This is a genomic window from Bacillus cereus group sp. BceL291 (assembly GCF_051776705.1).
In the GTDB taxonomy this organism is placed as follows: Bacteria; Bacillota; Bacilli; order Bacillales; family Bacillaceae_G; genus Bacillus_A; species Bacillus_A cereus.
This window is the reverse complement of the sequence record NZ_JBPWAP010000033.1, coordinates 1-17,932: the sequence shown is the minus strand read 5'-3', so window position 1 is coordinate 17,932 and position 17,932 is coordinate 1. Positions and strand designations below refer to the sequence as shown.

The following is a 17,932-nucleotide window of genomic DNA, read 5'->3' as shown; positions in this document are numbered from 1 at the left end:
TGAAATTTTAACGTTATTTATGAACGAACAGCCACTTCTCTAACGAGTGGATTATGTACTTGCACATAAATAGCTTGCTCCAATGGATTACTTAACTCATCGACATCGAAAAATCTCGTTAGTAAATTTGCTTTACACGCTAACTTATCTTCGTCCAATAATTCTCTTAAAAATGTAGAAGGTTCCCGGTTATATGGAAGGAATGATTCAAGTACAGACCTTAATTCCGAGAGAAGAATTTCCTCCTTAATTAATCCTGCTGTGCCAAAACCATTAATGAGGCCAAACATATGATTGAAAATTAAGTAGTAACGAAATCTCTCATCCACAATATAGTCGTCATATAAATTTCCAGTACGTTCTCCAATACCAGCTAATTCATTATTAAGCATCTCTTTCATTGAATTACAGAAATAAAATCCTTGATTATCACGGAAATAATATTTGACCGGATAACCATCTTTTAGCTGAACAACGCTATTTTGCTGATGAGCTTCTAATGCAACACCATACTGTAAATACATCCATACCATTGGCTTTAAAGAAATATTCATATATCGTCTAAACCACTCTAAGCTTACTTCTTCACAGCTTTTACTTTCTAAATCTGCTAGGCGATGAATAATATTCGATAACCGCGTACGCTCCCCAGGTATAGCGTCTTGAACTAGCCCAGCAATTAATGTTGCGTCGTTTGCATGTTCACTATAAAAAGGATTCTCACGAATAATCACTTCAAATCCAGATTCTTGTGTTCCATAATTTAATGTAATAAAGGCTGGATCACAAATAAAATCAAATCCTGGAAATCTTTCTCGTACTTCACCAATAGCCGTATTTAACATTTCCTTCCCTTCAAGACCACTCTCAAGTTCTTTCAGTTTATTAATACGCATTGAATTCGTTACTTTCACCGGAAATGAAAACTTAAGCATATACTTCGAATTGGGATGATATAGCGTCCTTAGTGATGATGTTGCCATATAATACTTACCTACAGGACCAATATACTCAAGCAATTCTTGAATTATCCAATCTTGTACGTAAGCTTGATGCAAGAGCCATTCTGCCTGAAGCGGATGAATTGGAATTAATGCATATTGATCTTCCTTACAGTACTTCGCTATAAATTCCTTACTAACCATCTCATCATTACTTAATTCTTCTTTTATAATCGTTGTTGTAGAATCTGATAATAATGATTTTTCATTTACTATACTTTTATGTGCCCGAAAATAATGAAGCTGACATTCCCCTTTTAATTCTGGAGAATACATTGCACTTTTCCAATCCAATATCCCCTGTCTACTCTTTGGTGTAGGATGAGTTAAATGCCCAAATAATAAAGACTGCTCCGCTTCTATAAAAGTTGTATGGAAACCGTATAATGCGGATGTATCTTCTATTCTCTCTTTTGTAAATTCCTCAATATTTTGACAACTACGGATAACTCGAAGCATAAGTTCCGCAGGATTCGTTCCTTCTCCGTAGTTGATCGACATCTCTTTTATTAAAAACGTAATAACTGTAACGTAATCTGCTGTAATAACGGAATTACTATCTCCAATTTGATAATAAAATTGTTCTCCAAACAAATGGCGATCTGTTGATGATTTATATATAACTTCTCCATACAAAGTAACGTTCTGTGCCGATAGCCGACAACATAAATATGTGGGGACTGTATCTCTATTCAACGTATTACTGAAGATACTTTTCATTCTTTCATCCTCTGTAATCCATTCTCCACTCCCTGTTTCTCTTAAATAACAGTTTAAAAAGCTTTGTAATGTTGCATGTTCTGCGATTTGTTTCGCATGCTGCATGTTGGTCCTGCTACTAAAAATATAGATAAATGTACATTCTTAGAGTATTCCTGCTTCTACGTGTCCTGTCTCGCCAATCACTCGCTACTACAGTTTGCTGTAACACTCCACAGGCGTAAATTCCGATGTAGCCCACCGTACATATATACAATCTATTTACGTTAGTATTATATATTCTTTTGCTTGTAAAAGGTTGATTGACGCGTTCAAATCTCTATCCATTACATTTCCACAGTCACATTCATATACTCGGTCGGATAGCTTTAAGTCTACTTTCTTTTGACCACAACATGAACATAGCTTTGAAGATGAATAGAACCTGTCTACTTGACGCAGTTCAATTCCATATTCCTCACACTTCGTCAATAACCATGTTTTAAATGTATAAAAGTACTGCTTAGCAACTGCTTTAGATAGATGTTTATTCTTCATCATACCTTTCACATTCAAATCTTCTACTGTAATAAACGTTGGCTTGGTTTTCACCACACCATTTACAACAGACTTTACATACGCTAATCGAATGTTTGCTAACTTGGCATGTAGTTTTTGCACCCTAAGAATGTTTTTATCTATATTCGCTCTTTTATTAGTAACAGAGTGTTCACCTCTCTTTTTTAGATTTTCAAATTTACGTGATAAAGAGCGTTGTTCACGTTTTAACCGCTTTTCTATCTTTTTTACTTTTCCTGTTTTGTTTATATTTTTGTGAATTTTCCCATCGCTACGTACAGCGAAATCTTTCACGCCTAAATCAATGCCTACACCCGTTGAATGGAGTGTTGGCTTCGCTTTTGTTTCTTCCAATTCACAAAGCACAGATACAAAATATTTTCCTGCTCTTTTAGCTATCGTTCCGCTTTTTACAACCGCATCTTTTGAAATATATCCATACTCTTTTAATCTCATCCATCCAATCGTAGGGATTTTTACTCTATGTCTTTCAACTATCCAATCTGTTTTGTTGTTTTTAGGGAAATAACATTTTACATCTTCATTTTTCTTTTTCTTGTAGCGTGGAAACTTAGATAAACCTTTAAAAAATCGCTTAAAAGCTTTATCTCCGTTCATAATCGCTTGTTTTACAGCTTTACTTGATATTTCTTTTATCCACTGGTCACATTCTTTTGTATGAATGTTGTTTAGCCATTTAGAAAATTCATAGCCACTAAGAAATTTCCCCTCGGATTCATATATCTCTTTGTTTTTTGAAAGATATAGATTGTAAACATACCTGCACACTCCAATCGTTTGATGGATCTTGGTTATTTGTTCATTTGTCGGCTTAATCTCTATTAGATATGCTTTTTTCATAGATCTTCATCCTCCGACATTCTCTTTTTGTATTTCCTCAATCTGTATATCCTACAACTAAATATGTGAATAACAGATATCAAATACTAAGCAAACTCTTCTTGTGGAGACAACCTTTCATTAGTAACAATGATAACTTTGACTCCCAACTTATGAAGAAATCCATCAAACCAATCATAATCAAAACGGAAAACCCTATCTTTGTGTGCGATGGTGATGGTTGAAACATTTCTCTCCATGCAGTCATCGAGCTTATATTTTTCATTACGCATATCCACGTTTACTTATGTTTTCACTTACTGTTAGTTCCTCCTCTTTATATTAACGCTATCGGAATTTCATATTATAATTGATAATTGAATATCGTTATCAATTATGATTCTAATTGATAATGATATTCAATTCAAGAGTATATTTCAGAATTTTTTTATCAAATTAAATTTTTATTTTTTTCTTTCTTTTCTTTAATCTAGTTAAAAGTACACTAGAAAATTTCTTGCTTTCAAACTAATTACCTACTATTTTTTATTAATCCATTTTTTGATGGATTAATAAAAAGGTACACCAAATGAGGTATACCTTTCCCTATAATATGTTTACATAATATTATTATATGTATAAATCTATATAGCTGTTTGTTTTTGTAACAAATTTAAATCTCTCCAACAATACGCTGTTTCTTCTACCCTTACTCTCTCTAAAAATTTCGTATCAATTTTTTCAGGGGTAAATTTTTCATAAAACTTTTTAGAAGGATTATTCGTAACAACCCAAACTAAAAGTGATTGCATATCATTGTTTATACAATCCGATAATAAAGCTTGAAATAACTTTTGTCCTATTTTCATTCCTTGATACTGTTGTAAAAGGTAGATTGCATATAATTCTCCATCACAATTATATGTACCAGTTCTTTCTACTCCCCCATCGATGAATCCAACTATTTCTCCATTTAAATTCTCTGCTACAAATCTAAATTGATGATTACCTTCTTTTTGAAAAATATCTTCCCATTGTTTTTCTCGTTTCTCATATGCTATATTATCTAGAATTTCGTCAGCAAATATCCCTTTATACGCTGTCTTCCAACTATCAACATGCACCTTTGCTATACCTGGTATATCATCCTTTATTGCTCTTCTAATATGTATTCCCATCATTTCTCCCCCCTTATTACTCATCATTATATCAATTTCATTCCTTAAAAATCCAAATAAAAAAGAGTGAATTCACTTCACTCTTTTTTATCACAATTATCTACTTTCCACTTCAACTGAAACTACTCGATCAATCTCTTTCAGGGAACTATATAACTCTGTTGTATATAAATCTTCTGGAGCTAAAATAACCATCTCCAGTTGCTGAAATGCTCCACTATCTATATCTTTAATTTTCACGCGTTTCACATGCATGCCTAAATTTTTAATTTGCTTAAATATACCATCTAACTCATGATGCTCTTTAACAGTAATTTTTATAGATAAATCCTTTTGTCTTAATGAATACGGTCCTGCAATTTTCACAAGTTGCGGAAGTACATTAATCGCTAAAATAATTAAAACCATAGCAACTGTCGCTTGTAAATAAAATCCTGCACCAATTGCGATCCCTAAAGCTGAAGCAGCCCACACCATAGAAGCTGTTGTTAATCCAGAAATAACGTCATTACTTCTTCGTAAAATGACACCTGCGCCAAGAAAACCAATTCCACTAACAATTTGAGCGGCCAGTCGCATCGGATCCATATTTGTATGTCCTGGAACAGAATATACATGCACAGATTCAATTGAAACCATCGTAATTAAACAACTTGCTACAGAAATAACCATACTTGTTTTCACACCCAGTGGTTTATTCTTTAGCTGCCTATCTATCCCGATGAATAATCCTAAAAAGAGTGCTAAACCTAATTTGAGTAAAAATTCATATGACATATTCCCATTCTCCTTACTTTACAATGTTTCCCTTAGAATAACTCACTATAACTCTTTTATGATATCAATTCCAGTCTTTTCTATTCATTTAACGTAAAAAACCGAAAAAACATTTATAACGATGTTTCTCCGGCTTTTTATTACACTTTAGATTCTTCTTTATTTCTGATCTTTAATCTTAATTTCTGCATCTTTGTAGAATGCTAATTTACTGTCATTATACTCTTTTGTAAATTTGTTAAACTGCTCTTTCGACTTTTGTGCTTCCACATTTAATTCATTAACAGTTTTAACTTTTTCACCGATTTCTTTTAATTTCGTTTCTTTTACTTTTAATTTTTCATACAGTTCTTTTTCAGTCGCTAACACTTTCGTGTAATTTTCATTCATCTTTTGGAATGCATCATAACGATTCTTATACGACTCTTCTACTGCTTTTGCTTGTTTTTGTAACTTCTTATCTTCAATCTTCTCTATATTACTTTGAACAGATTTCGTTTCCTTCTGTGCTTTTTCTAGCATTTCTTTCTCACTTTTCAATACTTTTTCACGATCATCTACATTTGCAGTAGCTTGCTCTATTTTCTTCACAACTGCTTCATTATGATCTTTACCTTCTTGCAAAATTTGAGCATATAATTCTTGCCCTTGTTTCTCTAACTGCTCTAATTTTTTTGCTTCATCCACTAAAGATTTTTCTTGTGTTGCTGCTGTTTCAAAAGCTGTATATAGATTTTCTTCTGGCTTTTCACCGAAACAACCTGTTAAAAGTCCTACTGATAATGCTCCAACTACTGCTACTTTTCCATACTTCAACGTTCATTCCTCCATTACATACGGTTATCATGCCAGAAGTTCACTGGGAAGTGACTTTCTTCATGATAAGCTTCGAACTCATAACCTTTTTCTTTTAGCCCTTTTAAAATTGCTGGCACAGCAGCAACTGATTGCGGGTGAATATCATGCATTAAAATTACTTCTTGTGGTTTTGTTGCGTTTGTTAATACATTTTGAGCAATTTGTGCTGCAGCTGCATCAACTGGCATTTTATTGTATTTCCAATCTAATGAATCAATTGTCCAATCCCATACTTTAAATCCGCCTTCTACCACTTTATTTCGAAGACCTTCATTTAATCCAGGCATCGAACCATATGGAGGACGTGTTAATTTAGGTGATTTCCCAATAATATTAGCGATTAAACCTTGATCTTCTTTCATCTCATTTACATACTCGCCATTTTTATATAACTTTGCGAAATTATGTGTCATACTATGCATGCCTACATAATGACCCTCAGCATTTTCACGTTTCACTAAATCAGGAAATTCTTTTACATTCGCTCCAATTAAAAAGAACGTCGCCTTCGCATCATGTTGTTTTAGCGTATTTAATAATTCAGCCGTATATTTCCCTGGCCCATCGTCAAATGTAAGATAAGCAACTTTTCTTTCTTTTCCATTAAAACGACTTGGTGCCGTTTTATTCATTTCAACTTTCGGCTGTTCACTTGCAAGCTGCACTACATTTTCTTGTTTCGCAACAGCTTTTGCTGGTGAAGTAATTGATTGAAACATGTAATACCCAATAGCTACTGCGGCAATCGCTATTAAAACGACTACTATTTGTTTAATTTTTAAAGCTTTTTCCATTCTATCGAATTCCTCTCCCTATTAATCTTATATATAAATCGCCCAATATAATTATACATCTATTTATTTTTATTTCACCATATAAATAGATTTTATTTGTATTATAATGGGAGTTTTATCAAAATTGTTGTTCCTATTCCTTCTTTGCTTGTAACACTAAGCGCACCGCCATGAAGCTCTACCATTTTTTTAACGATAGCTAAACCAATACCTGCACCTGCAGCATGATTATTAATTTGGTAAAATGATTGCTCAATATATGGTAAATGTTCTTTAGCAATTCCAATACCTTCGTCTCTTACCTTAATCACTGCTTGTCCTTCTATTTTAGTCGCTTCAATGTGTATTGTGCTTTTTTCATGTGAATACTTAATTGCATTTTGAACAATATTCAAGAAAACTTGCTTTAGCCTATTTCGATCTCCCATCAATTCAATTCGGTCTATAGTAGTAATAAATTGAATTTCCTTCTCTTCCGATTTAGGAGTTAATTGCCAAATCGTCTCCTCTAGTATATCGTACAATTGCACCTTTTGTTTATATAAATTAAAATGATTTGATTGTAATCTTGAAAAATCTAGCAATTCTTCTACTAAATGAATTAACCTATCTGTCTCACCTGAAATAATGCCCATACCTTGCTTTATTTCTTCTTCTGTTAAATGATCTACTGTTTTTAACGTCTCACTCCAACCTTTAATTCCTGTTAAAGGCGTTCGTATTTCGTGCGAAATAGAAGCAATGAATTCATTTTTCATCTGCTCAGCCTTATCTATTTTATAGGCCATATAATTTAAACTATGTGCCAAGTCACCTAATTCTCCAGGATAATCTTCTTTAATTTTTTGCTTTAATGTGCCTTCTGCAATTTGTGAAGAGGCTTGAATAATGGATTCAATTGGCTCAACAAATGAATTTGCCAAACGTCTACTAATTAAGAAGGCAACTCCCGAAATAACAATACCTACAGAAATAGTAAACGTAATAATTTCAATAATCTTTTTATTTACATTTGTTAAAACAGTCGTGTATTTTAAAACACCAATAGTTTGTCCTTGATGTATAAGTGGGCTTAGCACCTCTAGTTGTTTTTTATTACCTTTCGTAGTAACTTGATTATACATTTCACCTTCTAATAATGATTGTGGAATATTCACTTTACCTTCTACCTTTTCACCACTTGAAGATTGTATAACCGAGCCGTGACGATCAATTAACTGTAATTCTGTTCCTTCTAATTGAAAGCTACTAATTATGTCACCACTATATTCTTGTAATCGAATAAAGTATAGTGAATTGTATTCTGAAAAAAAACGTGTACTCGTTTTCGCATGAGACTCTATATATTGCACAATACCATTATAATAGTATCGATAAATTGAGACTGAAAATACAACTTCAAATAATACAAGCATAAGTGTAATGACCGTCATAAAATATAGAGTCACTTTCCGTTTCATCTTATACTTTCCTTCCACACATATCCTTTTCCCCACACCGTAAGAATAAATTCAGGTTCTGATGGATTACATTCTATTTTTTGACGTAACCGTCTCATATTTACATCTACTACTTTCGTTTCACCTACGTAATTAGTTCCCCAAATCATATTTAAAATTTCATCACGCGAAACTGGCTTTGAAGCCTGATTCATTAAATACTGTAATATCATATACTCTGTAGGTGTTAAATCGACTAATTGTCCATCTTTATACAATCTTTCTTCTATAATATTTAACGAAAATGGACCTGACGTAACAATATTCGTTTTTTCTTCATGTACTTCTATTCTTCTTAATAAAGACTGTATACGTGCAGTTAATACTACTGGACTAAACGGTTTTGCAATATAATCATCTGCACCTATTCCTAGTCCTTGCACCTTATCTTCATCTTGTACACGTGCGGTTAACATAATAATACCCATTTTTTTATTTTCTTTCCTGATAGCCTTACAAACTTCTAAACCATCAATCCCCGGTAACATTACATCCAGCAGTGCTATATCAACAGTTTGTTCACTCAAAATCTGTAACGCTTCTTCTCCAGTAGTAGCTTCTATTACATAAAATCCAGCACGTTTTAAATTTAAAACAATAAAGCTACGGATTGTTAATTCATCTTCTAAAACTAAAATTTTTGACATAATTCCCACCTCCTACTCTTGTTGATAATCCGCTAGCGGTTTTATATATGCTTTCACTTTTTCAAATTTCGATTGCTTCGGTACTGCATATACGTGAGAAGCTGTTTTAATTGCTGCGCTGTAGCCTTTTATATTGAACCATTCTTTCCGCTTAAAAATATGAACTTCAAGCCATATTTCATTTGTTCTTGTATCCAAAAACTTTTGAGAATTTGATTCTTTTTGCTGATCTGGTATTGTAATTTTCCCTATTAACTCTTTAGGAATTTTCACATAATACCCTTTTTCTATATCTATATATCGTTCTTCAATTGGTTTAATTCCAGATTCACTCCACTGTATGTAACGTTCAAAAAGCGGACTATCACCATGTGATTTATCTTCCCAACCTTTTGGACGTACAGTACGAACAAATTCAATAATGCCGTCTTCATTAACATCTTTACTTTCTACAACATATTCATTAAATAAATCTTCTTTCCCATCTATAGGTAATACTTCATAATGATCCTGATCAAATTTTGCTACATAAGTTATACCTGAATGAGCGCCAACTCCTGCATCAATTACCACCGCCTTTAGTGATTTAGATATACGACCCATTTGTATTCTTTGAATACTATTTATAAATGGATCGTATGACACTTCAGATAAAGTCTTAAATTGTTCCATGAACTCAACTGTCAGCTTCTCATCTTTTTCAAATGTAACAAGGCTTATATCTTTCAGTCCATTTTCATTTAGATCCTCTATGAATAACTTCGTATAACTTCGATTATATATTTCCTTCATATCTTCATTTTCTTCCGAAAAAACATACATAACATGTTCTAACGATTCACGATTTACAGAGATTCCGATTAACAACTCTCTCTTCCCGTTCCCTGTAAAATCACCGACTTCAACGATATCTACATCTCCACCATCAAATTTATGTGTGGACTTTATTCTCCAGCCATTTCCGATTTCTTCATATACGGCTAAATATACGCTATGATCTTCATTCGGCAATTTATAAAATAAGATGGCTTCTTTCTTATTATCTTGTTTAAAATTCATTGACCAAATCATCTGTTTATCTTTGTTAGACATTGGAGTAAGTAAGCGATAATTAACAGGTAAATCTTTATCAATTTGTTCCTTTAATTCATTAATCCATTTTTCATTTGTAGGAGCTTCCATTAGACTTGTTGGAGCCTCAGACATTTTACATCCAGTCAATATAAAGATAATTCCCATCATGCTTAACCATTTCTGCATATGATATCTTTCCTTACCACAAATTTTGAATATGTCCTTTTACTTTTTTACCTATCCATTATACTCATACATATGAGTATAATTTTTCTAAACTAAAAAATCGTTACAGAAAAGTTACAAATACATTCCCATAAAAAAAGATTGGCAAAAGCCAATCTTTTTTTATTATTCGTTTCGGACTGATTTTGGCGTTACACCTAAATGATCATTTAATTTTTTGGAAATGTCTTTTACATTTTTTTCATTTGGAATGTAATAATAAATACCACCGATACGTTTATCTGTACCTTCTATTTGCATTTTTTCCATTTCCAAATTAGATCCTGCCATATTTTTTGTAATAGCAAGCATATCGTCAAATGTTAAGTTCGTTTTCATGTTTTTATCAACCGCATCCAGTAAAGAGCCCATTTTGCTAATTGATTGAACAGACATCGCTTTTTTAGCAATTGCTTCTATTACAAGTTGCTGTCTCTGTCCACGCATTGCGTCACTATCAATTTTACGCGTTCTTGCAAGTGCAAGTGCTTGTTCTCCATTTAAATGTTGGTAACCTTTTTCTAAATGGATCATACCAGCTTGGTCTTTACTATCTTGTTCAGTGAAAGTAACTGGTACATCAATATCAATACCACCAATTGAATCGACAATTTGTACGAATGATTCAAAGTTAAACTTCACATAATAATCAACAGGGACATTTAAAAATCTTTCCACCGTATCACGTGTGCTTTCTACGCCACCAAATACGTGAGCATGAGTAATTTTATCTAGTTTTTTTCTAGTTGGAATGTAAACACGTGAATCACGTGGAATACTTACTAGCTTAACAGACTTATCATCTTTATTAATTGTTGCTAATAAAAGTGCATCTGTTCGAACTGCTTCGCCATATTGGCTTTTTCTCATTTCACTTCCATCTACACCCATGATTAATATTGAAATATTATCCTTTAAAGGTTCAACTTCTTTATCACGCTTTGATGACTTATCAATTTTTGCATACGCATCATTTACAACAGCTTTTGCTTTATTATATATAAACGAACCATATCCTACTCCTCCAAAAATAAGTAGGAAAAATGGAATTAATATGAACCATTTCATTGACTTTCTTTTAGAACGCTTTTTATTACTTCTCGTATTTTGTTCTAATTCAGAGCTCATACCCATTCGCCTCTCTTTCTCTTTACCAAGTATAATGTAAGTCTATTTATCTTCATATTGAATTTCCTTTCACTAACCTTACAATTTTGTAAGGTTACTACTTAAACCCAATACGTATTCCATTTCACATTATACTCTCGTACTTATTTTTGGCAAGTCACTATTTACCAATTTCAAAAATTTAGCACTTCGCAACATACGGATTTACAAATTTATTAACTCTTTCATTTTAAATTAGAATGTCTTTTTCCTAACAAACGATATGAATAAAGAATCCAGCTAATTATAAAATCTCTATGAATACAGTATATTTAACTTTATTATTTCTCAAACGGCGTATACACACTTTTCTTCCCCTGATTATCAATGTAAGCCGACTTTGCTTTTATTTTCGTTTTTTCTACTTCCATGTCTTCATTTGAGAAGTTCACAATGATTTTAATATCTTTTCCATAAGAAACAGATTGTACTAGCTTATCTTCTGACAAATACGCAAAATTCGTCATCTCTTCTTTTACTGCTTTTTCATGAACTTCATTCCAAACTTTTAGATGCTCTGTAATTTCTTTTTTATGCTTATTCCACTCTACTTCATCTAAATGGTACAACGGAGGAACATTATACAATAATTCAGACAGCATTCGATTTCCAACTTCATCTTTTACCTTTAAACTTCCCCATTCCCAATGATGCGTTGTAATAACGGAATCATTGTATACTAATTTATATAATGGTACCGAATATACTGGGTTTAAATATACTTGTTTATATTCTTCTTTCAATGGTACTTGTTTTGCATATTTTTCAGGCACATTTTGATTTGGTGACCAATATCCACCGACATAATACGGACTTGTTTTATTTTTCCGCATATCTTCATCGTCCCATTTAATAACAGGTGTTTCAATTCCGTGTGCAAATGCAATCGTACTACTAGCAAAATCATTTCCGCCTTCAGAACCAACGACCATACCCTTTTCTTGCGCAATGTAGTCCATTCGTTTTAAACGTGCTTTTAAATCTTGCTCTTGTGTCGTTATATGTTTCGCTGAATAGTCATCGTAAATTTCACCTGTCGCATCACAATCAATAAACCATGAATTATATTTAGGACCATTTTGTAATATATCATTCATGCGTTCCTTTACACTAGGCAGCGATAAAGTCGGATTTAACTTGCGACCTCTTCCTAAAAAGCCTTGCACCTTTTCTCCGTTTTTCTTCGTTACAGTAGCCTCTTCGTATAATGACGGGTCATTAAAGGATGCTGTGTTCCAATTTTTATCACTTTTTTCGTGAATGGAATGATACGAATCATACGGACCAACTAAATACCCCATTTCCTTAGCTTTTGTCACGAAATTAGGTTGCATAAATCCTTGTTCCCAGTTCGGCAGACCAATCCACGCTTTTTCTATTCCTGCCTCTTTCATTTCCTTTAATATATCCGTTCCATCTGCATTACCCCATTTACTTACCTCTTCAACCGCATCACCAAGTAGCGACTTTAATAAATGCTTATTTAAGCTATACAATTCTGTATTCGTTAAGTGACCTACACCTTTCTTTAATAGCACACTAGCTTCCTGATTAACGTTTTGAAAAATATCCTCTTTATAAAATTCCTTCATCGATAATACTTCGTTTATATAACGTAAAATAACATTTTTTTGATACTTATCAATGAAATCTTGTTTACTTACTTGATCCAATACATTCAGTTCCCCAGGCTCGGAACTATTCTTTTGAATAAGTTCTTTTATATGACTAAACAGCGGGCTATTTATTTGCTCCCTTAGTTTTGGCCAATTTATATTATTTTCTAATAAACCATTTTGATTCCAAAAATAAAAATGCGCCGCTCCATATAACTTTTCGATTTCTTTATTTTTTCTAGCCTTTTCTTGTAATGTTTTAAATTCACCTTTTCGAACAATATCATCCTTATACAGTTTAGCAATGCTTACCGCATCATTATTTGTCACATATAATTGAAATCCATATGTTTTATTTTTATTTATGCTCGGAAATTCATGTGTAAAATCAAATCCTATTTTCGGATCCGAATGAAATTTCAATTCATTATTAAACATATTCGTTGCAATATATACAATTGAATATCTCGAACCATTTAATGCGAAAAACTTCATAGAAAATGATTCAGCAAATGAATATGCATCATCCTTTAAAAACTTCTTCCAATTCTCATCATTGCTCGGAATTTGCTTACCCTCCCATAACGGAAGTGTATAATTTTCAGCTTCTACTTTCGGCCATGTAAAGCTTTCTGCACCAGTCGATTCCACTTCAATGTTTAAGTGGTCTTTTTTCTTTTCTAATTTTATTTTTACTTTTTGATCTGGATATTCCCACGATGTACGATCCTTTTCTTTTTTTACATTCGATACCTTCATTTTCGGTAGGGGTTGTGATGCCTGTTCCTTTGCCCCCTCATGTTCTACAGTTAATGTGAATGTTTCTGGATTTACATCATAAGTAAAATCTTTATACGTCGCTTTCTTTATTTTAGACTCTTGTACAGCATTACTACCTTTTACGTCACAACCGACTAAAGTCGAAAACGACATAGTTGTAAGAAGACATATCGCTATCATTTTTTTCATCCTCTGCACCTCCACCAATGAATATACAGATGCTTTGTTACAGGAATGTGGCAAAAAATAATAGAGCTAGCATTTTGCTAGCTCTGTTTGGAGTATTAAAAGTTGATATGAACAACTATAATTCGCTTAGAAGATATGTAATACAGTAACTACATTTTTTCTCAACAATTATGAAACTAAACAAATCAAAATTTTAACAAGCATTCTTCAACTGAAAAAATAAGTGTATACAATATATCCTAAAAGTAGTACTAAAATGATTATTCCTGTACCTTTCCGATTCATACCGCCTGCTATATCAACTGGACTACCCGTTTCCGCTCTATTGAGTCCGTCACGTAAAGAACCCGTAGGATTACTTTTTAATTCACTTTGTCTCATACGCTCTCTTTTTTCTTCTGGTGACTCTTTATTCATTTAATCACCTCCAAAATGAATGCACTCTTTACTTACATTATTCAAAATCAACATTTGTTTTATATTTTTCCGAAAAAACCTAATTTAAAATAGGTTTGCAACGTAAAGAAAGCTAGCCATGCCAGCTTTCTTTACGATCCAATATGCTCTTCCTTATTTACAATAATACCTTTATGGTCGATTTCAAGCTCACATACTTTCATATCTGTAAATACTCTCGCTAATTGCTCAGCGATTTCTTGACGCTTCTCATATGGCGTTAATATAAAAATAGATGGCCCCGCACCACTAAGTGCTGTGCCGTACGCACCAAATTCTTTTGCGCATTTACGAATAGATGGTAATAATGGTACGAGTTCTAAACGATATGGTTCGTGAAAATGGTCTCTCTCCATCATTTCACCTACAACTTCCCACCGCTTTTGACATAATGCAGCTACTAATACGTTACTTATCGCACTAGCTTTAACTGCCTCATGAAACGGAAACATCTTTGGTAATACAGATCGACTTTCATCTGTATTTAATTCTGCATTCGGAATGAGAGAAATTACCCCCAATTCCTTGCTCTCAATTCTTACGACGGAAACATCCTTTCCATCAAGTGCTCCAATTACAGTTCCACCTAATATAGAAGCAGCAACATTATCAGGATGTCCTTCAAAATTTGTAGCAATTTGAACTTTTTGATCAGCAGTTAAGTTCAAATTGCCTAGTTGATTCGCAAGCTCTATCCCAGCTACAATCGCTGATGCACTACTTCCTAGCCCTCTCGTTAATGGGATATTACTAGTAACTTCTATTATATGGGGTGATATAGAAGGACATACTTTACATGCCGTGCTAACGATTAAATTTTTATCGTCTGTCGGAATTGATTCTTCAAAGGAATGGATTACTTGCCATTTATCAGCTTTTTCTTTAACCACCACACCTAAATACAATGACAAAGCTATTCCAACTGAATCAAATCCAGGACCAACATTCGCCGTACTAGCAGGGACACGAACGCTAAATGGTATCACGACATAATCACCCCTTTAATATGATCTTTAATTTGTTCTATATCATTTGACACACTTGCGATGTCTAGTTGATTTGAAGAAATAGCGATATCAGGATCCTTCAAACCATTTCCAGTTAATACCGCAACAACTGTTTCTCCCTTTTTGATTTTCCCAGATTGAACATGTTTAATTACGCCGGCTAATGAAGCATTTGATCCTGGTTCAGCGAAAACTCCTTCAGTTTTTGCTAATAACCTATACGCATGTAAAATTTCTTCATCTGATACCATATCTATTTCACCACGAGACTGCTCGGCAGCCTCTACTGCATACGACCAACTTGCTGGGTTACCGATGCGAATCGCTGTTGCAATTGTTTCAGGCTCTTCAATTACATGCCCTTTTACAATTGCAGCTGCTCCTTCCGCTTCAAAGCCATGAATTCTTGGCTTTTTATAACCTTTTTCTTTCTCATATTCACAGAAGCCTTTCCAATACGCTGTAATATTCCCTGCATTCCCAACAGGGATAGCTAGAACATCTGGTGCATTTTGCAATTGGTCACAAATTTCAAACGCTGCTGTTTTTTGCCCTTCAATTCGATAAGGATTTACTGAGTTTACTAACGTAATCGGCTCTTCTGCAGCAATATTTCTTACAGCCTTAAGCGCATCATCGAAATTCCCTTCTATTGAAATAATTTCAGCTCCATAAGCGACCGCTTGCGCTAATTTTCCATGTGCAATCTTTCCTTCTGGTATTACGATAATGCATTTCATCCCAAGACGTGCCGCATATGCTGCAGCTGACGCTGATGTATTACCTGTTGATGCACAAATGATTGCTTCTGAACCTTCTTCTTTCGCCTTAGCAACTGCCATGACCATACCACGATCTTTAAAAGAACCTGTCGGATTCGCTCCTTCGTACTTACCATATAGCTGAATCCCTAATTGTTTTGATATATTTAATAATGGAATAAGTGGTGTGTTTCCTTCCATTAAGCTGACATCAGGTGTATTTTCATTCACCGGTAAATAAGACGCATATTGTTTTAATAGTCCTTTATACATATTGTTTTTCCTCCTCAATAATGTAGTAACTGTTTATTTCACTTGCGACAGCTTCTATCGCTTCTAAAACTCGTTCAAATTGATACTTGGAAGTTCGATGTGTCACAACAACGACTTCTGCCAGTTCACGGTTTAAAGGTAATTGAATAACCTCTTTTAAACTTACAGAATAATTAACGAAACATTCTGTTATTTTTTGTAACATCCCAGGCTCATCTTGTAATGAAATGCGTAAGAAATATTTCGAAACTACTTCTTCATCACCTTGTAATTCATAAGGAACTGGTTCTTTTAACGCACTTTTATTTTTCGGAACTTGATTCATATTTTTAACGATTGAAATAATATCACTTACTACAGCAGAACCAGTCGGTAACTTCCCAGCTCCGGGTCCATAAAACATCACTTCTCCTACCGCTTGGCCATGGACATACACCGCATTAAATTCATTATTCACATTTGATAATGGATGCTGGCTCGGTAAAAGCGTCGGTTCTACACTTAAATGAATGGCTGGTCCTTGTTTTTCAGCTTTACCAATTAACTTCATAGTAAATCCTAACTTTTCAGCCATTTGTAAATCTTCTTTTTCGACCTTTCGAATCCCTCTTACTTGCACATCATCTAATGAAACATTCATCGAAAAACCTAAGTTTGCAAGAATTGCTACTTTTCTCGCCGCATCTAGTCCATCTACATCTGCTGTCGGATCCGATTCTGCAAAGCCTAATTTTTGTGCTTCCTGTAAAGCCTCTTCATAAGACCATCCATTTTGACTCATTTTTGTTAACATATAATTTGTTGTACCATTTACAATTCCCATTATTTTTTCAATTTGATCTGATGCTAACCCATCAGTTAGTCCTCTTAACACTGGAATACCGCCCGCTACACTCGCTTCGTAACATAAATCACAATCATTATCGTTCGCCAGTTGAAGAAGCTCTGCACCATATACAGCCATTAAATCTTTATTTGCTGTTACGACATGTTTTTTATTTCGTAAAGCCTTAACAATATGCTGTTTTGCTTCTTCAATTCCGCCCATTACCTCTACTACAATATCAATATTTGAATCATTTAGAACTTCATCTGCATGACTTGTTACTGCAATTCCATCAATACAAACATCGCGTTCTTTTTCCAAATCACGTACAACGACTGTTTTCACTTTCACTTCGTATCCTGTATCAAGTGCGATTTTTTTATAATGTTCTTTCAAAATATGAACAACACCACTTCCGACCGTACCTAAACCTAATACCCCAACATTTATAACGTTATTCATCTTCTAATCTCCTCCTAAAAGTTTAATTGTTACATCTATAAATCACCTTACTCTGCTTTTTTGTCATGCAGGTGGTGGTTATTTCCGTACTTATAAATCGTTTCATATTACCGCACCTCCTCGTATGATTAAGTTAGGTTTTTTAGGGACGGGATGTACCTATAAACCCAAGAGTATCTATTTTTATGAGATACTTAAATTTGTAGATAGAGTGTTGCCGACCA

General features: G+C 33.7%; 15 protein-coding genes. All 15 read right to left on the bottom strand.

The annotated features are described in order from the left end of the window. Window positions 1–17: 17 nt before the first annotated feature. Window positions 18–1,826, bottom strand: a complete 1,809-nt coding sequence (locus ACS2CR_RS19960; RefSeq protein WP_001163356.1) for an IucA/IucC family protein — start codon at window positions 1,824–1,826, stop codon at window positions 18–20. Window positions 1,827–1,982: 156 nt separating this feature from the next. After that, entirely contained in the window at window positions 1,983–3,140 is a 1,158-nt protein-coding gene (locus ACS2CR_RS19955; protein ID WP_000710470.1) for an RNA-guided endonuclease InsQ/TnpB family protein, read from the bottom strand. A gap of 623 nt (window positions 3,141–3,763) precedes the next feature. After that, window positions 3,764–4,300: a GNAT family N-acetyltransferase gene (locus ACS2CR_RS19950; protein WP_002100922.1), complete on the bottom strand. Its 537-nt coding sequence runs from the start codon at window positions 4,298–4,300 to the stop codon at window positions 3,764–3,766. Between the two features lie 93 nt (window positions 4,301–4,393). After that, entirely contained in the window at window positions 4,394–5,074 is a 681-nt protein-coding gene (locus ACS2CR_RS19945; protein ID WP_000119510.1) for an MgtC/SapB family protein, read from the bottom strand. 159 nt (window positions 5,075–5,233) lie between these two features. Further along, entirely contained in the window at window positions 5,234–5,890 is a 657-nt protein-coding gene (locus tag ACS2CR_RS19940) for a YkyA family protein (protein WP_000873565.1), read from the bottom strand. Between the two features lie 14 nt (window positions 5,891–5,904). Continuing rightward, complete coding sequence (locus tag ACS2CR_RS19935) at window positions 5,905–6,726, bottom strand: peptidoglycan-N-acetylglucosamine deacetylase (protein ID WP_000409482.1); 822 nt, start codon at window positions 6,724–6,726, stop codon at window positions 5,905–5,907. A gap of 101 nt (window positions 6,727–6,827) precedes the next feature. Next, window positions 6,828–8,186, bottom strand: a complete 1,359-nt coding sequence (locus tag ACS2CR_RS19930; RefSeq protein WP_000824531.1) for a sensor histidine kinase — start codon at window positions 8,184–8,186, stop codon at window positions 6,828–6,830. Further along, window positions 8,183–8,872, bottom strand: a complete 690-nt coding sequence (locus tag ACS2CR_RS19925) for a response regulator transcription factor (RefSeq protein ID WP_000036070.1) — start codon at window positions 8,870–8,872, stop codon at window positions 8,183–8,185. Before ACS2CR_RS19925 ends, ACS2CR_RS19930 begins: the two co-directional genes overlap by 4 nt. A 12-nt stretch (window positions 8,873–8,884) precedes the next feature. Next, window positions 8,885–10,132: a hypothetical protein gene (locus ACS2CR_RS19920; RefSeq protein ID WP_001174860.1), complete on the bottom strand. Its 1,248-nt coding sequence runs from the start codon at window positions 10,130–10,132 to the stop codon at window positions 8,885–8,887. Between the two features lie 165 nt (window positions 10,133–10,297). Next, window positions 10,298–11,299 carry an LCP family protein gene (locus tag ACS2CR_RS19915; RefSeq protein ID WP_002100920.1) on the bottom strand — a complete coding sequence of 334 codons (1,002 nt, stop codon included), beginning with the start codon at window positions 11,297–11,299 and terminating at the stop codon, window positions 10,298–10,300. A 320-nt stretch (window positions 11,300–11,619) separates the two neighbouring features. Beyond that, window positions 11,620–13,923 (bottom strand): glycoside hydrolase, encoded by a 2,304-nt coding sequence (locus tag ACS2CR_RS19910; protein ID WP_000738151.1) that lies wholly within the window; start codon window positions 13,921–13,923, stop codon window positions 11,620–11,622. 207 nt (window positions 13,924–14,130) lie between these two features. After that, window positions 14,131–14,340, bottom strand: coding sequence for a DUF6366 family protein (locus tag ACS2CR_RS19905; RefSeq protein ID WP_001031481.1), 210 nt, complete (start codon window positions 14,338–14,340; stop codon window positions 14,131–14,133). Between the two features lie 131 nt (window positions 14,341–14,471). Continuing rightward, window positions 14,472–15,365, bottom strand: a complete 894-nt coding sequence (thrB, locus tag ACS2CR_RS19900) for a homoserine kinase (protein ID WP_000612105.1) — start codon at window positions 15,363–15,365, stop codon at window positions 14,472–14,474. Continuing rightward, window positions 15,362–16,420 (bottom strand): threonine synthase, encoded by a 1,059-nt coding sequence (gene thrC / locus ACS2CR_RS19895; RefSeq protein WP_000276439.1) that lies wholly within the window; start codon window positions 16,418–16,420, stop codon window positions 15,362–15,364. Before thrC ends, thrB begins: the two co-directional genes overlap by 4 nt. Beyond that, window positions 16,413–17,708 carry a homoserine dehydrogenase gene (locus ACS2CR_RS19890; RefSeq protein ID WP_001066899.1) on the bottom strand — a complete coding sequence of 432 codons (1,296 nt, stop codon included), beginning with the start codon at window positions 17,706–17,708 and terminating at the stop codon, window positions 16,413–16,415. Before ACS2CR_RS19890 ends, thrC begins: the two co-directional genes overlap by 8 nt. Between the last annotated feature and the right edge of the window lie 224 nt (window positions 17,709–17,932).

Coding starts and splice junctions, on each gene's coding strand:
- ACS2CR_RS19905 (WP_001031481.1), bottom strand. CDS start 14,340: ATGAATAAAGAGTCACCAGAAGAAAAAAGAGAGCGTATGAGACAAAGT.
- ACS2CR_RS19915 (WP_002100920.1), bottom strand. CDS start 11,299: ATGAGCTCTGAATTAGAACAAAATACGAGAAGTAATAAAAAGCGTTCT.
- ACS2CR_RS19960 (WP_001163356.1), bottom strand. CDS start 1,826: ATGCAGCATGCGAAACAAATCGCAGAACATGCAACATTACAAAGCTTT.
- ACS2CR_RS19920 (WP_001174860.1), bottom strand. CDS start 10,132: ATGCAGAAATGGTTAAGCATGATGGGAATTATCTTTATATTGACTGGA.
- ACS2CR_RS19945 (WP_000119510.1), bottom strand. CDS start 5,074: ATGTCATATGAATTTTTACTCAAATTAGGTTTAGCACTCTTTTTAGGA.
- thrC (WP_000276439.1), bottom strand. CDS start 16,420: ATGTATAAAGGACTATTAAAACAATATGCGTCTTATTTACCGGTGAAT.
- ACS2CR_RS19930 (WP_000824531.1), bottom strand. CDS start 8,186: ATGAAACGGAAAGTGACTCTATATTTTATGACGGTCATTACACTTATG.
- ACS2CR_RS19925 (WP_000036070.1), bottom strand. CDS start 8,872: ATGTCAAAAATTTTAGTTTTAGAAGATGAATTAACAATCCGTAGCTTT.
- ACS2CR_RS19935 (WP_000409482.1), bottom strand. CDS start 6,726: ATGGAAAAAGCTTTAAAAATTAAACAAATAGTAGTCGTTTTAATAGCG.
- ACS2CR_RS19890 (WP_001066899.1), bottom strand. CDS start 17,708: ATGAATAACGTTATAAATGTTGGGGTATTAGGTTTAGGTACGGTCGGA.
- ACS2CR_RS19950 (WP_002100922.1), bottom strand. CDS start 4,300: ATGATGGGAATACATATTAGAAGAGCAATAAAGGATGATATACCAGGT.
- ACS2CR_RS19955 (WP_000710470.1), bottom strand. CDS start 3,140: ATGAAAAAAGCATATCTAATAGAGATTAAGCCGACAAATGAACAAATA.
- ACS2CR_RS19910 (WP_000738151.1), bottom strand. CDS start 13,923: ATGAAAAAAATGATAGCGATATGTCTTCTTACAACTATGTCGTTTTCG.